The organism is Nocardia sp. CA-119907 (assembly GCF_050955995.1).
In the GTDB taxonomy this organism is placed as follows: Bacteria; Actinomycetota; Actinomycetes; order Mycobacteriales; family Mycobacteriaceae; genus Nocardia.
This window is the reverse complement of sequence record NZ_CP192091.1, coordinates 2,177,603-2,193,190: the sequence shown is the minus strand read 5'-3', so window position 1 is coordinate 2,193,190 and position 15,588 is coordinate 2,177,603. Positions and strand designations below refer to the sequence as shown.

17 protein-coding genes are annotated in these 15,588 nt (G+C 67.3%); 9 read left to right on the top strand and 8 right to left on the bottom strand.

Translation table 11 applies throughout. The features are described from left to right. The 3 genes from ACQP2D_RS09830 (at position 1) to ACQP2D_RS09820 (ending at position 4,378) form a co-directional block, all read left to right on the top strand. The gene (locus tag ACQP2D_RS09830; protein ID WP_433683404.1) at positions 1–909 is read left to right on the top strand and encodes a hypothetical protein; all 909 of its coding nucleotides are present in this window, start codon (positions 1–3) and stop codon (positions 907–909) included. Between the two features lie 223 nt (positions 910–1,132). Next, a complete protein-coding gene (locus ACQP2D_RS09825; protein WP_433683403.1) occupies positions 1,133–3,205 on the top strand; it encodes a LuxR C-terminal-related transcriptional regulator in 2,073 nt (690 codons plus the stop codon). Between the two features lie 141 nt (positions 3,206–3,346). Continuing rightward, positions 3,347–4,378 (top strand): DUF4389 domain-containing protein, encoded by a 1,032-nt coding sequence (locus tag ACQP2D_RS09820; protein WP_433683402.1) that lies wholly within the window; start codon positions 3,347–3,349, stop codon positions 4,376–4,378. 4 nt (positions 4,379–4,382) lie between these two features. On the opposite strand, the gene ACQP2D_RS09815 is transcribed toward ACQP2D_RS09820, so the two are convergent. Further along, positions 4,383–5,390 (bottom strand): DNA polymerase domain-containing protein, encoded by a 1,008-nt coding sequence (locus ACQP2D_RS09815; RefSeq protein WP_433683401.1) that lies wholly within the window; start codon positions 5,388–5,390, stop codon positions 4,383–4,385. 81 nt (positions 5,391–5,471) lie between these two features. Next, positions 5,472–6,830, bottom strand: coding sequence for an MFS transporter (locus ACQP2D_RS09810; RefSeq protein WP_433683400.1), 1,359 nt, complete (start codon positions 6,828–6,830; stop codon positions 5,472–5,474). Between the two features lie 58 nt (positions 6,831–6,888). Here ACQP2D_RS09810 and ACQP2D_RS09805 point away from each other — a divergent pair, with 58 nt between their 5' ends. Both ACQP2D_RS09805 and ACQP2D_RS09800 read left to right on the top strand, forming a co-directional pair. Further along, entirely contained in the window at positions 6,889–7,848 is a 960-nt protein-coding gene (locus ACQP2D_RS09805; protein WP_433683399.1) for a LysR family transcriptional regulator, read from the top strand. A 102-nt stretch (positions 7,849–7,950) separates the two neighbouring features. Then, positions 7,951–8,481 (top strand): phenolic acid decarboxylase, encoded by a 531-nt coding sequence (locus ACQP2D_RS09800; protein WP_433683398.1) that lies wholly within the window; start codon positions 7,951–7,953, stop codon positions 8,479–8,481. 14 nt (positions 8,482–8,495) lie between these two features. On the opposite strand, the gene ACQP2D_RS09795 is transcribed toward ACQP2D_RS09800, so the two are convergent. Next, positions 8,496–9,368, bottom strand: a complete 873-nt coding sequence (locus ACQP2D_RS09795; RefSeq protein ID WP_433683397.1) for a glycosyltransferase family 2 protein — start codon at positions 9,366–9,368, stop codon at positions 8,496–8,498. 207 nt (positions 9,369–9,575) lie between these two features. Here ACQP2D_RS09795 and ACQP2D_RS09790 point away from each other — a divergent pair, with 207 nt between their 5' ends. Beyond that, a complete protein-coding gene (locus ACQP2D_RS09790) occupies positions 9,576–9,974 on the top strand; it encodes a hypothetical protein (protein ID WP_433683396.1) in 399 nt (132 codons plus the stop codon). A gap of 88 nt (positions 9,975–10,062) precedes the next feature. On the opposite strand, the gene ACQP2D_RS09785 is transcribed toward ACQP2D_RS09790, so the two are convergent. From ACQP2D_RS09785 to ACQP2D_RS09775, 3 genes are read right to left on the bottom strand one after another with little or no spacing between them, the layout of a single operon-like run. Beyond that, positions 10,063–10,671: a SanA/YdcF family protein gene (locus ACQP2D_RS09785; protein ID WP_433683395.1), complete on the bottom strand. Its 609-nt coding sequence runs from the start codon at positions 10,669–10,671 to the stop codon at positions 10,063–10,065. Between the two features lie 56 nt (positions 10,672–10,727). Beyond that, positions 10,728–11,747 (bottom strand): ArsR/SmtB family transcription factor, encoded by a 1,020-nt coding sequence (locus ACQP2D_RS09780; RefSeq protein WP_433683394.1) that lies wholly within the window; start codon positions 11,745–11,747, stop codon positions 10,728–10,730. 49 nt (positions 11,748–11,796) lie between these two features. Next, positions 11,797–12,003 carry a hypothetical protein gene (locus tag ACQP2D_RS09775; protein WP_433683393.1) on the bottom strand — a complete coding sequence of 69 codons (207 nt, stop codon included), beginning with the start codon at positions 12,001–12,003 and terminating at the stop codon, positions 11,797–11,799. Between the two features lie 306 nt (positions 12,004–12,309). Here ACQP2D_RS09775 and ACQP2D_RS09770 point away from each other — a divergent pair, with 306 nt between their 5' ends. The 3 genes from ACQP2D_RS09770 to ACQP2D_RS09760 all read left to right on the top strand — a co-directional run bounded on the left by ACQP2D_RS09770 (position 12,310) and on the right by ACQP2D_RS09760 (position 14,132). Continuing rightward, positions 12,310–12,702, top strand: coding sequence for a cupredoxin domain-containing protein (locus ACQP2D_RS09770; RefSeq protein ID WP_433683392.1), 393 nt, complete (start codon positions 12,310–12,312; stop codon positions 12,700–12,702). Between the two features lie 125 nt (positions 12,703–12,827). Then, positions 12,828–13,247, top strand: coding sequence for a transglycosylase SLT domain-containing protein (locus ACQP2D_RS09765; protein ID WP_433683391.1), 420 nt, complete (start codon positions 12,828–12,830; stop codon positions 13,245–13,247). A gap of 498 nt (positions 13,248–13,745) precedes the next feature. Continuing rightward, the gene (locus tag ACQP2D_RS09760) at positions 13,746–14,132 is read left to right on the top strand and encodes an LppP/LprE family lipoprotein (protein WP_433683390.1); all 387 of its coding nucleotides are present in this window, start codon (positions 13,746–13,748) and stop codon (positions 14,130–14,132) included. A gap of 9 nt (positions 14,133–14,141) precedes the next feature. On the opposite strand, the gene ACQP2D_RS09755 is transcribed toward ACQP2D_RS09760, so the two are convergent. After that, the gene (locus ACQP2D_RS09755; RefSeq protein WP_433683389.1) at positions 14,142–14,732 is read right to left on the bottom strand and encodes a hypothetical protein; all 591 of its coding nucleotides are present in this window, start codon (positions 14,730–14,732) and stop codon (positions 14,142–14,144) included. Positions 14,733–15,086: 354 nt separating this feature from the next. Then, positions 15,087–15,587, bottom strand: a complete 501-nt coding sequence (locus ACQP2D_RS09750) for a carboxymuconolactone decarboxylase family protein (protein ID WP_433683388.1) — start codon at positions 15,585–15,587, stop codon at positions 15,087–15,089. Position 15,588: the final 1 nt, after the last annotated feature.

Genomic DNA, 15,588 nt, shown 5'->3' with positions numbered 1-15,588 from the left:
ATGCCGACCACCATTCTCGCGGCCGCCATCAATGCCGATCTCGATACCGGCAGCTACTTCGAACTCGCGGCCCGGGCGGCCACCGCCTGCCTGGCACAGGCCGGCGTCGCCGCCGACGAGGTCGGAATGCTCGTCAACGCCGGGGTTTTCCGTGATCAGAACATCTCCGAACCCGCGGTATCGGCGCTCATCCAGAAGCGCGTCGGCATCGGCCTCGAATATGCCCCGGGCCGGGTGCCCGCCTTCTCCTTCGATCTGATGAACGGCGCGAGCGGACTGCTGCACGCGATCTCCGCCGCCGACTGCTTCCTGACCACCGGCGAAGTCGAGTACGCGCTGCTCGTGGCCGGGGACACGCACCCGTCGACCGAACGTCATGTCGACGGATTCCCCCACAGCACAAGCGGTGCCGCGATCCTGCTCGGAAGCTCGGGCCCCGCACGCGGATTCGGCCCGCTGCACAGCACCGACACCGCGGGCCCCGCAGACCCGACCGCCTGGGTGGCGATGGGCGAGGCGGGCGCGAACGGTCGGCGGGCCATGAGCACCCGTCGCGGTAATGACGACCCGGTCGAGTTGGCCGCCGTTGTGGTGCGCGACTGCCTCACCGCCGAGGGGCTCGATGCCGCCGATATCGCCGAGGGACGCACCATCCTGCTCGCACCCACCTGGACCCTCGCCTTCCGTACCCGGCTGGCCGACGCACTCGGCTTCACACCGGAGTCGATCGTCGGCGTCGATCCCTCCGTGGACAACCCCTATTCCGCGGCTCCGGTGCACGCGTACCTGTGCGCGCGCAATAGGGGCGCACTCGCCGGGGCACGCACGGTGCTGTTCCTGGCTGCCGACGACACCTCGGCCGCCTGCCTCGCCTACCGCCAGCACGCACTGGCGCTCATCGGGAGTTGATGACACGAAAAGCATTGAAACAACTCATATTACGAAGTAGGCACCCGTCGTCGTGACAGGATCGGGCCGGCGAATTAGGCTGAGTTCACCGGCTGGATCTGCGGGCGCGTCGCCGCGCCCTTCCCGCTGCGACGATGCCGCATCCTCAGTGCACCCGAGCTGCTCGTTTTCGATGGTGCGCTCCCACAGTCGGGCACACCACCTCGACGAAGGGGCTCCGAGTATGCGTCAGCCTGTCCTACCGCACCGCGCACCCCTGGCGCAGCACGAGCCCCTATCCCATCGCGGGCACTGGGCCGACTTCGCCAAATCCCGGGTCGGTCAGGCCATGGCCGTACTCGGGGCAGCGAGCACGGTCGGCTTGGTCGCCGAACTGCTCGATGCCGATGCGGACGCGATAGCGGCGGTGGTCCAGCAGCTCACCGAAACCGCCGGGGCACGCTTCGAGCATCCGGAGGTCGGCGAGCGGATCCTGCGCGGCACTCCCGAGGAGGTCCGGCAGCAGTTGCACAGCCGGGCCGCGCAACTGCTGCACCACCACGGTTTTCCGGCGTGCACCATTGCCGACCACCTGGTCGAGGCCGGTGCCGCCGGATACCCGTGGGCGGTCGAGGTACTGCTGGGCGCCGCCGAGGACGCGACGACCAATGACCAGATCGATCTCGCCGTCGATCGGCTGGAGTTGGCCTACCGCGCCACCCGCGACGCGGGCGAACGTGCCGCGATCGCGATTCGGCTCGTCTGTCTCGAATGGCGGATCAATCCGTCGACCCGCTCGCGCCAGTTCACGCGGTTGAAGGCGGCGCTGCGCGCGGGCCGGGTGCCGCACCGCGAATTGCCCGCCGCCATCATGTACCTGCTCTGGCACGGACAGGTGCAGCAGGCCGATCACGCACTCGGCCAGCTGAACAGCGGCGATCCCGATGTGGCGGCCCCCGAGATCGACTTCCTGCGCGCCTGGCTGCGGTACTCCTATCCCCCGCATGTGCCACGCCATCCGCGACTGTTCGCGGCTACCGCGCGGCCGCCGCGGGTGCGCACCGATCAGCATTCGCCGCATCGGCACGGCGCCGATCTGCTGTCCGGCCTGTTCACCCACCCGCTCGATGAAATCGCCACGCTCGCACAGCGTCTGCTCACCAGCCACCGCCTCACCTCGACCACCATCGAAACCCTGGTCGCGGCGGTGCACTGCCTCATCTACAGCAATCGGCTCGATACCGCGGCGGCCTGGTGCGGATCACTGCTGGCCGAGGCCGAGGCCCGCCGCGCGCCGACCTGGCAGTCGATCTTCGCTGGTCTTCGCGCGGAAACCATGTTGCGCAAGGGCAATATTCGCGACGCGACCACCGATGCGGCGCTCGCCCTCAATTACGTACCGGCCGAACACCTCGGCCTGTGGAGCGGCACGCCGATCGCCGCGACGGTGCATGCGCTGACCTTATCCGGTCGCCACGCCGAGGCCGCGGCACACCTGGAAAGACCGTTGCCACGAACGATTTTCGACTCACGCTTCGGCCTGCCGTATCTACACGCGCAAGGCCACCACCACCTCGCCGTCGGGCGGGCCGACGAGGCGCTGCGCAGCTTCCGCCGCTGCGGCTATCTCATGGACCGGTGGAATATGGACTTCCCCTGGCTGGTGCCGTGGCGCAATGACATTGCCGCCGCCCATCTCGCACTCGGCGAGCAGCGGCAGGCGCGCGAGTTCGCGACCAGACATCTGGAACTGCTCGGCGCCGCCGATCGGCACCGCTCCGGTGGCGTCTCGCTGCGGCTGCTCGCCGCCACCAGCGATCGCTATCAGGGCTTCCGATTACTTCGCGAGTCCGCCGCCATCGCCCGTACCGGCGGTGACGACGTCGAATTGGCCACGGTCCTCGGCGAACTCGGCAAGGCGCATCGCGCCGTCGGTGATCACGACCGCTCCCGCGCGCTGCTGCGTGATGCCGTGCGCATCGCCGAGGCCTGCGGCGCCGAGGTGCTGCTGCGCGATCTGCTCGACGGCAGACACCGAACGGCAGCGCAACCAACCCAACCCGTGCCCGCACTCACCCCGATCCCGGGTGGGCTCGCGACACTGAGCCCCGCCGAGCGCCGCGTCGCGCAGCTGGCCGCCCGCGGCAAGGCCAATCGCGAGATCGCCGACAAACTCGCCATCACCACCAGCACCGTCGAACAGCACCTCACCCGCGTCTACCGCAAACTCGGTGTCGCCCGCCGCGGCGAGCTGTCCTTCGTCCTCCCGACCGGCCGTACCGGATCAACCGATACCGCCGTTTCAGCCACTGGCTAGCATTCCCATTTTCAGAACCAAGGCCAGCGCATATAGAGATCTTGGCCCGGTTAACTCATTGATCAGCGATCTGCGAGCTACATTCGTTTCGCTCATCCGAGTTCTGGACATACGCTGGACGAAGGGAGTGAGTGGGTCGCCATGGTAATCAACCAGGGATCGCCGACCAGTGGCGAAGCATTGGTCGAATTGGATGTCTTCCCGCCCGAACGACACCGCCGCTGGACGGTACTGCTGCGGCTGCTGCTGGCCGTCCCGCAGCTGATCGTGTTGTGGGCGCTGAGCATCGCCGCATTCGTGGTGGTGGTCTGCGGCTGGTTCGGCGCATTGGCGCTCGGCCGATTGCCGGACTGGTGCGGTGAGTTCCTGCGGGGGTATTTCGGCTACACCGTGCGGGTGTACGGCTACCTGATGCTGCTGGTCGACCGCTATCCGCCCTTCGCATGGACCGCACCGGATTATCCGGTGCGCCTGCTCTTCCCGGCACCGACGCCGTTGAATCGAGCGGCGGTGTTCTTCCGGATCATCCTCGCCGTGCCGATTCTGGTGCTGTCGAACTGGTTCAGCACCGGCTGGGTCATCGTCTCGTTCTTCCTGTGGCTGATCGTCCTGATCACTGGGCGAATGCCCGCTGCGGTCTTCGAGGCCACCGCGGCGGTGCTGCGCATCGAAATGCGGGTGTCGACCTATGTGTATCTGCTGACGCCCGCCTATCTGAAGGGCGTATTCGGCGATAAGGCCGCGGCTGCGGCTCCCATGCCCCCGGGTGCACCACTGAACAAACAGGCACCGCCGATGACGGAACCGCCACCGCCATCCCCGACCCGACCGCTGCTGCTCTCCGGCGGTGGCCGCGCCTTGCTGATCGTCATACTCATCCTCGGCATCTTCGGCAGCGGGTTCCAGACCAGGACGAGCTGGGGCAACAACGACAATGACACCGATTCGATCTCCAGCGCACAGCTCGCCGCCCAGGTCGCCATCGACTTCATCGGCGACATCGGGCACGCGCCCAAGCACGTGAACTGCCCCAACGGCCTGGACGCCGAGATCGGCGCGACCGAGGTCTGCGCGGTCACCGATGACAGCGACGAGTACCGGGCCCGGGTCACCGTCGACGCGATCACCGACGGGTCCGCGCACTTCCGCACCGATATCGAACAGCAGCACTGAAAAGCTAAGTCTGCCTGCGCGCCCGGGCCCGGCGCTTGCCCTCGTGCATGGCCTGGACCCGGGCCACCGGGATGGTGTGGCCCTCGGCGATGAGATCGGCGGGCAAGGCCTGTGGCGCGGGCATCTCCCGAGTCCACGGGTCGTGCTCGCCCAGGAGTTTCGGTGCGGTTCGCACGGTGAAGTCGGCCGGGCTGATATCGGCGAGCTGGGCCCATTCGACGGGGAACGACACCGGCACACCGGGACGCACGCGCGGGCTATAGGCGGCCACCACGGTCGCGCCGCCCGCGCGCGTCGAATCCAGGAAGACCTTGCCCGCACGGTCCTCGCGGATGAACGCGGTGGTGGCCAGGGCCGGGTCGATGCGTTCGGCCCTGGCCGCGATCGCCCGGGTGGCGGCCGCGACGTCCTCGATCGGGACACCGGATTCGATCGGTACGAAGACGTGAACACCCTTGGCGCCGCTGGTTTTCACCGCGCCCGCGAGTCCGTCGTTCGCCAGCGCCTGTCTGATCAGTTCGGCGGCCAGTACGACGTGTTGGAACGGTCCGCCCTCTGGTGGATCGAGATCCAGGATGAGATGCGTCGGCCCCTGGGCGTGATCGGCGAGCAGCAGCGTCGGGTGATATTCGACCGCGCGCTGATTGCCGAACCACAGCAGCGTGCGCACATCATCGCAGAGTGCGTAGGTCACTTCGCGTTTGGAGGTCTCGGCCCACACGGTCACCCGCCGCACCCAGTCCGGGGTGTACTTCGGCAGGTTCTTCTGCATGAACGGTTCCTGCCCCGGCCGGATGCGCACCACCGAGAGCGGGCGGTCCCGCAACTGCCGAACCAGCCGATCGCCGGCGAATTCGAGATAGTCGATCAGGTCACGCTTCGTCGCCTGCGCACCGTCGAACAGCGGTGCGTCGAGATTGGTCAGCTCGACACCCGCACGGACCTCTGCCTCGCGTCCACCCGCCACCCGGCCACCACCCCTCGTCGAATCGCTGTGCGATGCGGCATTCATCGGCCAACCATGCCCCGCGGCCCGGGACACGGTCAACCATCAACGGTCGTTGCCAGGTGCGGCGGATCGGGTGAATCACCTTCAGGATTCGACTGCGCGGTGGGAACCGAAGACGACGAAGGCGAGCGCGCAGGCCGCCGCGGAGGTCAGCAGTGCCCAGCCGATGCCCGGCGTGACGAGCCCGCCCATGACGGCGACGCCGAGGGTCGCACCGACTTGGCGGACGGCGTTCAGCAGACCGCCGACCGCACCGGCGGTACCCGATGGAGCCGCGTTGACGATGGCGGTGACCAATGCCGGAAGGGCAAAGGCCACACCGAATCCCGACAACAGCAGACCAAACGCCAGCACCGGGTAGGCGAGGCTGGCGAAGACCGCGACGGCCAGCACCGCACCGCCCGCAGCGAGCAGGCCGAGTCCGGTCAGGATCGGGCGGCGCGCGCCGACGCGGGCGACGACCTTGCCAGCCAGCGGTGGGATCACGGCGAAGGGAACGGTCAGCGGCAGGAATGCCAGTCCGGTCTGCAGCGGGCTCAGGTGCCGTTGCTGTTGCAGCAGCAGTGGCAGGACGAACAGTGCGCCGGTGAGCGCGAAGTTGACCGCCGCACCCGCGAACAGCCCGGCCCGCACCCGACCCGCGCGCAGTAGTTCCCGATTCAATACCGGTGCGGCACTGCGTCGTTCGAAGAATACGAAAGCAACCGTCGCGAGCACGGTGCCACCGAGCGACCACGCGGCATGCCGCAACGACTGCGCACCCGCCGCGATCAGCGCGTCGGTGCACAGCGCGAGGGCGACGGCCGCGATCAGCTGCGCCGGCCAGTCGATCCGGCGCTCGCCACGGGCGCAGTGCACCGCCGAGCCCGCGCTCAGCGCCAGCACGATTATCGCGATGGGCACATTGACGAGGAAGATCGAACGCCAACCGGCCAGCCCGACCAGTGCGCCGCCCGCGATCGGCCCCGCCGCGACCGCCGCGCCGCTGATCGCCGCCCAGGTCGAGATCGCGCTGGCGCGCCGCGCCGGATCCGGGTAGAGCCGGCTGATCATCGCCATCGAAGCGGGCACACACGCCGCCGCGGCCACTCCGAGCAGCACCCGCAGCGCGACCAAGGCCCACAGGCTCGGCGCGGCCGCGCTCAACAGCGACACCACACCGAAAGCTGCTGTACCACAACGGAATACCCGATGCGCACCATAGCGATCGGCGACCGCGCCCGCGGAGAGCAGCAGCGCGGCGAACGCGACGGTATAGCCGGTGGTCGCCCACTGCAGTCCGGCGACCGAGGTGTGCAGTGACGCCGCCAGATCCGGTTCGGCGACCGAGAGCACCGTCATATCCAACAACACCATGAAGTACCCGAGGGATATTCCGAGCAGGGCGCGGGTCCGCCCGCTCGACGCGGCGGACGTGCGCGCCCGCGATTGCAGAATGCTCATCTGGTGCAACAGCTCCCGATCAGTCGACTCGAATGATGACGCGATCGACTCTGGTCGGGTGGGCACGGCCACTCCACCGGCCGCGGCGCACGGGGCATTCGGAATATCCGAATGCTCCGGCGCTGTTGGCCACGCCATGGAGTTACGTCAGCTGCGGACCTTCGAGGCCGTGGTACGCCATCGCACCGTCACCGATGCGGCGGTGGCGCTCGACCTCGCACCGTCATCGGTGTCGCAGCAGATCCGCACGCTGGAGTCCGCACTCGGAGCCGAGCTTTTCGTGCGCGACCCCAAAGGCATGCGGCTGACCCCCGCGGGCCAGCGCCTGACCGGGTGGGCACGGCGGCTGCTCGACCTGGCCGAACGGGCCACCCGCGATGTGCGGGCGCAGCGGCCGCTGCTGCGGCTCGGCGCACTGGAAACACTCGCGGGCACCTATGTGCCGCAGGTGCTGGCGCGGCTGGCCGAGCGACGGCCGGATCTCGAGGTCGAGGTGCGCTCGGATCGGGCCCGCGACGGACTGCTCGCCGATGTGGTCGGCGGCGAACTCGATGCGGCACTGCTACTGGATTCCGGTGGTGCCGTGGGGGATCTCGGGTTCCCTGCACCGGCCGAACCACTGGCCTTCCTCGATCTGGACCCGGTGCCGCTGGCCCTGGTCGCGGCGCCCACCCATCCGCTGACGGATAAGTCAGCCCTGACACCGGCCGATCTGATCGATGAGCGGCTGCTGGTCAATGTGCCCGAATGCTCGTTCTGGATGGCCGGGGAGCGGCTTCTCGGCTCGGGTCCGCGGCGGGTCAGGGCCGGTGCGGTTCCGGTCATGCGGGCCTGGGCCGAGCACGGACTCGGCATATCCCTACTGCCGGAATTCGCGGTCGCCGACGGTCTCGCACACGGCACGCTGATCCGACTGGACTTTCCGGTGCCCGATCTCAGGCTGCGGCTGGTGTGGCGGGCGGATCAGGAATCCCTGCCCGGAATGCGCGAGATCCTCTACGCCGCCGCCCGGCCGTGATGACGACGTTCCCGGCAAACCGGCCGCAATGTCGGTCCAAGTGATTAGGCTGACGACAAAGCCCTGGTCCCGACGGCGTAGGTCGACCGAGAGGAGTCAGTGATGAGCGTGCGGCAGCCAGCCTGGACGGCCTCAGCCCTGACCGGTGATCTGTCCGGCATTGTCGGAAAGCACCTGATCTACGCCTATGACAACGGCTGGAAATATGAGATCTACGTGCGCGATTGGCACACCATCGATTCGCGCTGCCTGATGGGACCGATGTTCGGGCGCTGGTCCAAGCATCAGACCGTGAAGCTGGTCCAGCTCAGCGGCGATATGTACAAACTCGCCTGGGTGGAGGAGACCGGCACCACCACCGTGATCATCATCTGGCTCGGGGACCGCCGCGTGCACACCACGATCTCCTATCCGCAGTGGATGCTCGACTACCCCGAGAGCACGCTCACCCGCTACGAACACAATCTCGACGCGATTGTCGCCGACCGCGACAAGGGACCGACCTATCCGCTGACGCTGGTCTCCGCGACCGGGCGCATCACCTTCCTGGAATCCCGGGGTATCGACGACGACACGGTGATCAACTGTCCACCGCACAAACTGCCGCCGGGATACGCCGTGCAGTCCAACTGATCGTCAGGCATTGCCTAGCGCCGTAGACGCTGGGTTATCGCGGTCCGCAGCACCGACAGCGCGCCTCGGACTATCAGGCCCGCCGCGACCAGCGGTGCGAACAGCAGCCACGGTGAGCCCTGGTGGTAGTCGCAGTAGAACCGCAAGGCGCTGCGGTGGTGGCTGCGGATCTTGCGGAAGGGCGCCGACCGCATGCTGCCGCCCTCGCGATGACGGATCTCGACGCCCGGATCGAGCACGACCCGCCATCCGGCGCGGTGCATATCCAGCGCCATCTTGGTTTCCTCGAAGTACAGGAAGTACCTGGCATCGAACCCGCCGACGGCATCGAAGGCCTCGCGGCGGAACAGCATGCAGCAGCCGGAGATCCAGTCGACATCACTGACCATGGTCACCGGATCGCCGAAATACGCGCGGGTGGCGGGATTGCCGGGCCACACACCACCGAGCACGGCGTGGGCGATCCCCACCGCGAGCGACGGGAACCGACGGCCACTCGGGTAGGGCGTTCCGTCCAGCCGGGCTATCCGCGGTCCGATCATGCCGATCGTCTTGTCGGTGCCGGCGGTCTCGACGAGTGCCGCTATCGAACCCGGTGCGAGGTGGGTATCCGGGTTGGCGACCAGGATCCATTCGGCATTCGTCGCGGCCGCGCCCTGGTTGATCGCGGCGGCCAGGCCGACGTTCTTGCGGTTGCGGATCACCGTCCCGCCGAAATCGTCGACGATATCGGCGCTGTTGTCGGTCGAGGTGTTGTCGATGCCGATCACCTCGAGCGCCAGTGGCTCGACAGCCGCGGGTAGCGATTTCAAGAAGGGCGGCAGGTCCTCTGCGCTCTGGTAGGTGACGAGGACGAGACCGACGGTCTTCTCATCGCGAGCGGGCATGCCCGCGAACCTAGCAGGCCGCGAGCCGCTCTGTGGGGCCGATCCCGAGATGCTCCGAACAGTTGGTACCCCAATGCTTCACCGATGCGTTCTTACATCCCCCGCCGACGTCGCCGCCTGGACGACATGAGCCCGACCCGGGTCAGCTGGTGTTGCACTGATTCACCCGCGACCGGATGGGTACCGCTCCGGTGAGGAGGAACGCACATGACGCGTCCAGTGCCACCGAATCCGAGCCCTATCCCGCCGACGCCGATCCCCGACCCGGTCCCGCCGATGCCGATCCCGGATCCGGTCCCGCCGGGTCCCGGCCCCGAGCCGGTTCCCGGCCCTGAGCCGGTCCCGGGCCCCGAGCCGTTCCCTGAACCCGAACCCGCGCCCGGCCCCGATCCCTTCCCCCGGCCCGCACCCACCCCCGATCCGCAGCCCACACCACCGACACCCGGCCCCGGCCCCCAGCCCACACCACCTCCGGAACCAGGCCCGACGCCGACGCCGCCGATTCCCGACCCGGCACCACACCCGGATCCGAACCGACCGCCACCTATCCCGAACCCCGGCGGACCGATCGATCCGATGGATCCCGCACTGCCGGATCCGCGTTGATTCCGAACGCGTAGAACAGCGCGATATCCCTGAGCAACGCACCGCCGCCGCCATCGCCGACGGCGGCGGAGACCACGGAGCAGTGTGGTCAGCGCCAGATCACTGCGGCAACCGCTTTCGGCGCGGCGAGCCATTCGCGAATAGTGTTGCGCACCTTCGTTATTCGCCTGCAGTCGCAATACGCGATGACCCCGTCGGCATCGATGCCTGCGGCGCGGCACAGGGCGACCGCCCGTGGCAGATGCTGGTATTGGGTGACGATGATCGCACGGTCGATGCCGAATAGGCTCTTGGCTCGCGCGCAGGTCGCGCGGGTCGATAGTCCTTCGCCGTCGGAGCGCACGACCGCCGGATCGACGTCATGGTCGACGAGATACTTTGTCATCGCGGCGATCTCATCCCCCGAGATGCCAGCGGCATCACCGGATACCAGGATCTCGTGCACTTTTCCGGCCCGCAGCAATTCGATCGCCACATCGAGTCGCCCGCGCAGATACGCCATCGGCGCTCCATCCGGCCCGACCTTCGCCCCGGGCACGATCGCTACGGGAACCCTCGGCGCGGCCGCGGGTCCGGACCGATGTCCGGACGACACCAGCCACAACCGGAGATTGGCCCCGGCGACGACCAACACAGCTCCGGCGACCAGCCCGACCCCTGCCCACAGCATCCGTGCCGGTCCGCCCTGCTCTACCACGCCGAACTCTTCCAGTCGGTTATGCACTGCACGGGCCCGACCATACTGGCGCGGCATCAAGCGATGCGCACACCACTGTCGAGATCACCGTCGAGCAGCGCGATGCCGAGCGTCGTCGCCTGATGCCGCATCGCATTGCGGTGCCGCCAACTCTCGATCAGCCCGGCCGCCCGCAGGATCGATGCGTGTTCGCTGGCCGTCGCGGGTGAAATACCAAGTCGGCGTGCGAGTTCGGTCGTCGAGCAGCCCTCGGCGATCACCTGCAGCGCGGCGGCGCGCGTCCGGCCGAGCAGCGCGGTCAGCGCCTCATTGGTCGCCCGCGGACCCCACGCCGATGCGAAATCGGCGATATCGCGCAGCATCGGAACCACCAGCGTCATGGGCGAATCCTTGTCGATGGTGGATTTCAGCAAGAGCGGCCCGGGCCAGGCGAACAGCGACGGAATAATGATCAGTCCACGGCCGTCGAGGTGTTCGTCGTGGCAGCCGGTCTTGGCCAGCACCTCCAGCACCGGCGCGCGCCACCGCGCGAGCGGCGCGAGCGCGGCGAAGAGCCGTTCCACCCCCTCGGCGGCAAGGGTGCGGGCCATCCGTTCGGCGGCCACCTCGAGATAGGACTGCAGATGCACCCACCGACCGGCGAACGCCGCCGAATGAAACGCCTGGACGGCGGCCGCGACATCGCGCCGCACCGCACTATCGCGGTCGGACAGGCCGCGCGCCCACGTGGGCAGCGGACGCTCGGTCCGCGCCCGGCTGCGATCGGTATGCTCCACCTCCCGACGGAGTTCATCGCGGGAGGCCAGATGCAGCGCCTCGACTCCGGCGGAGATCGACCGCGCGGCGCGGGTGGGCGTGATCAGGTCGACGAAGGGATCGACGCCGGGGATCAGATCGGCGAGCATGCCGAAGTCCTGCGGTATCGCACGCCGCACCTGACTGCGCCACCCGTCGTACAGCGGCGCGTCGGTGCGTTGCAGCACCCTGGTGGCCAGCACGGTTTCCCCCATCGCGCCGAGCGGTGGTCCGATCCTGATGCGCGTCAGATCCTCGGGTGTGCAGTAGATCCGCTTCATACGCTGCCCCGCATCGCCGTGCCCAGGTATCGCACCACGGTACCCGCGATCACCGCGGACCTCGCACCATCACGGCGAGCACCGGATCCAGCCGCACCAACTGCTGATCAGCGGCCGACGGCAGCGAGAACGTCACCACCCAGCGCAACCGCATCGGCCACAGCCGCCTGCGCCCAGCCACCATCGCGCTGTCGGCCAGTCGACCGATCGCCAGCGCGAAACCGCCGCCCGGCCGCACCGCAACATCCTTCAACATCTCCAACTCCTGCATCGTCACTGTTCAGGAGCCTAGAAATCAGCGGCCCGGATCCTCACCATGTTTCGGCGGTGGCCTAAACACCGTCGAATGGGCCCCCCAGCGCAGCCAATCGAGATACCGGTCGAGCCAGCTATCACTCGGCAGCCCCTGCCGTCCTCCGCGAAGCCGCGACCATCCGATCGTGCAGTCCATCCGCCGCGACGAAGTGCCGGTAGGCGGCGGGTCGCCACCAGCGGTGCGCCTATTCCGGATGCGGTCGACGGATACCGGCATGACGGCGCGAATTTTGGGAAGCCGATCTGTGTGAACAGCACTCGAACCATCCCCGCGCGGCGGCACCGGGTGGCGGTCGCGGTCGGCATGCTCGCCATCGCCTGGACGGCGGGGTGCTCCACATCCAGGGAGGAGCAGGCCGCGCCGGCGCCACCTGGCCCGGCCCCGATATCCGCGGTCACCATCACGATCGAAAAGCAGACCTACAGCGACACGCCCCCGATCACGCCGGGCGCGGTCATCACGGTGATCAACCACGATCTGCTGAAACACAGCATCACCAGCAGACGGCCCGGCCTCTTCGACAGTGAAATCGGTCCCGGCCAGATCATCACCTTCACCGCACCCGATGACATCGGGTCACACCCCTTCTACTGCAAGTATTTCGCGCTCATGGATGGCTGGCTGAGCGTGCGTCATTGACGAAATCCGCAGGAGCGGTGCCCGCCACATTCCCGGACACGCCGGAGCGGCTGCGACACAGTCACGGTAACTAATGCTTTGCTGACTATCGCATCTGTCCCGAATGTGGAGGGAGTAGATCGTCGATGTCACGCATCATCAGCGCCGTTCTGGCCACTGTCTGCATGTCGTTCATCTGCGTCGCTCCCGCGGCAGCCACCACCGACAGCGATGAGATCTCCGGTTCGTCGTCGGCCGGGTTCGCGTTCTCGCTGGTCCGCGCAAGCAGCAAGGTCATGGCATTGACGGTTGTCCCCGCCCATCAGTTCGATTCGTTCGACAAAGTCGTCACGCGCGAAAGCGGTTGGGACCCCTTCGCCACCAACCCGAGCACAGGCGCATACGGCCTCGGCCAAGCCCTGCCGCCGGAAAAGATGGCCACCCACGGCATGGACTGGCGCTTCAATCCGCTCACCCAGATCCGCTGGACCTACGACTACATGATCCAGCGCTACGGCAGCCCCGAAAGCGCCTGGGTGTTCTGGCAAGCGCACCACTGGTACTGAGTCGCTCATCGAGCGCCCCGATAATTCGGGGCACGTTTCTCCGGCTACCCCTGTAACACCGATCGCAATTCGTCCGATGTGCCTGCTGTACGCAAATTGGTTGCGGCACAGGGAAATTCGCGTTGGCGATCAGTTCGAGGGGAAGCCATGGGAATCAGGTCAACGGCGTTCGTCATGCTCGCGGTGAGCATTGCGATCGGCACTGCTGGGTGCGGCACGAGCTCATCGCCGACTGCCGCTACCGCAACATCCGCCCCGTCGGCGAGTTCGCCGAATGTGGTGCGTGCAGGCTCCACCGATCATTCGCAACCCGCAGCCGATCCGAAACCCGAGGCGACACCGGCAGTACCGGCAGCCGAGCCTGCAGCGAGTCCGAAACCCGTAGCGACACAGGAGCCTTCGGCCGCACCCGAGCCCGCAGCCGGTCCACAAACGGGAACGACCTCCGCGCCCGCGGAAGCCGGGCCCTACGGCAGCGGACACGGTCTGTGCTTCGATGTGAACTCAGCGCTCGCGGCCTCCGCGGTCGCTCAGTTGGCGCCGCCACCGGCCGGTAGCGGCTGGGTCGTACAGGGCGGAAGCGGTGATCCGATTCAGGCGGGATGCTCGGGCGTGCTGTCGTGGATGCAGGTGGAATGGCAGGGAATTCATCCCGGAAGCCACATCCTGTTCTTCACCAACGGCACCTACCTCGGCACCGCCACCTCAAAGCCCTACGGCTACACCGAGATTCTCGGCAAGACCAAGGACACCGTCTCGGTCCAGTACCGATGGGCCAAGCCCGACGACGCGCTGTGCTGCCCGCAGGGCGGACCCAGTGTGGTGACGTTCAGCTTGAACGGCACCGCGGTCCACGCGAACGGGCAGTTCCCGCCGGACAACTGAGGCTGCTCGTCACACGCAGTATTGGCAAGTCCCGCTGGCGGGGAGTTGGATGAAACACTGCGCGCATACCGCCGGGCGGGTCGGCTGCGGCTTGGCCTCCTGCGCGGTCGCACCCGCCGATCGACGCCGCCCCGCCACCTTGGGAAGCAATGGCGGGGCGGTCAGATCGGCGGGCATGGCGGCTCCGTAGTGCTCATAGCACTGCCACCGGGCGTAGGACGCATGCAATTCGAGGTCGTTCGGGATCGGTAGCCCCGCGAGCTCGAGCACATATTTGTAGGTGTCGCCGACAGTGTGGTTGTCTTGTACACACAGCGAGGTCAGCGGCGGCTCGCCCGCCTTGTGACAGCGCCGCGCGACCTTACGCAGAATGGCCGCCATCCAGGTCCGCGTCGGCGCCCCAGTCTGCACCCCCGACACGTCCTGCACCCGCTCGGCCAACTCCCCGACGGTGATGAAATGTCCATATCCCGTGGCGATCTCGGCCAGCTCGGCATGTGCGGCAATCGCCCACGCGACCGTCGCCTCCCGCAATGACACCGGGTCGCCGTCACCTACCCGCCAAGCCCCAGCCGTCGTGGATACAGAACTCTCGATCACCCGACCAAGTTATCGCGCCACCCCTCGATCCACCCAATGACCCGCCGCCAAATGTGGGGTGTCACACCGCCCCGGCGACATGGCCTTGCTCGAGCCCGCAAAGTTGTGCGACCGCACATCGAATGCGGCGCGCCGTCCGATCGGGTTCGATGGCGGGCACAACACATAGAGACCGGATGCATCAAGACTTTGACGGAGCATCGCGACGGATCCAACTTGATAGTCAACAAGTAAGTTTTAATCAGCGGAACCCGCTGACCTGCAGGGCTGGCATCTGTTGATCGGCACAGCGAATCGAGAACAGCCCTGATGGCAGCGATGCGCATCCGGGCCCCGACATTTTCGGTTGGCCGCTCAGGCTTCGCCTTCGGTGGTGACCTCGAAGGTATTGAGGAAATTGCAGACCAGTTGGTAGAAGCCGACGGTGAGCACGAAATCGGCCAGCTGCGTCGCGCTGAAGAGTTCCAGGGCTTCCTTGCGTTCGGCCTCGCCGAGGGTGTGCTCAGCGAGTAAGTGATCGGTCCACCGCAGAATCGACGCCTCCTCGGTGGACACACCCGCCGCGGCGCCCGTGGCCGCGGCGGCGATGACATCCTCGCTGAGACCCGCCGCGCGCGCGAACCTTTCGTGATGGTGCAGCTCGTAGGGCGATTCGTAGACGTGCCCGACACGCAGAATCGCCAACTCCCGCAACGGGAACGGCACCGAATTGGTTTGCAGCATCGCAGCGGCCATGTCCAGGAAGCTGCGACCCATGCCGTGCGAATGCGCCACCATTCGATAGATATTCGCAGTGTGGGTGGTCAGTGCCGCGCGCAGTTCGGCGGGCAGGGTGGCGGGATCGGGATATTCCATT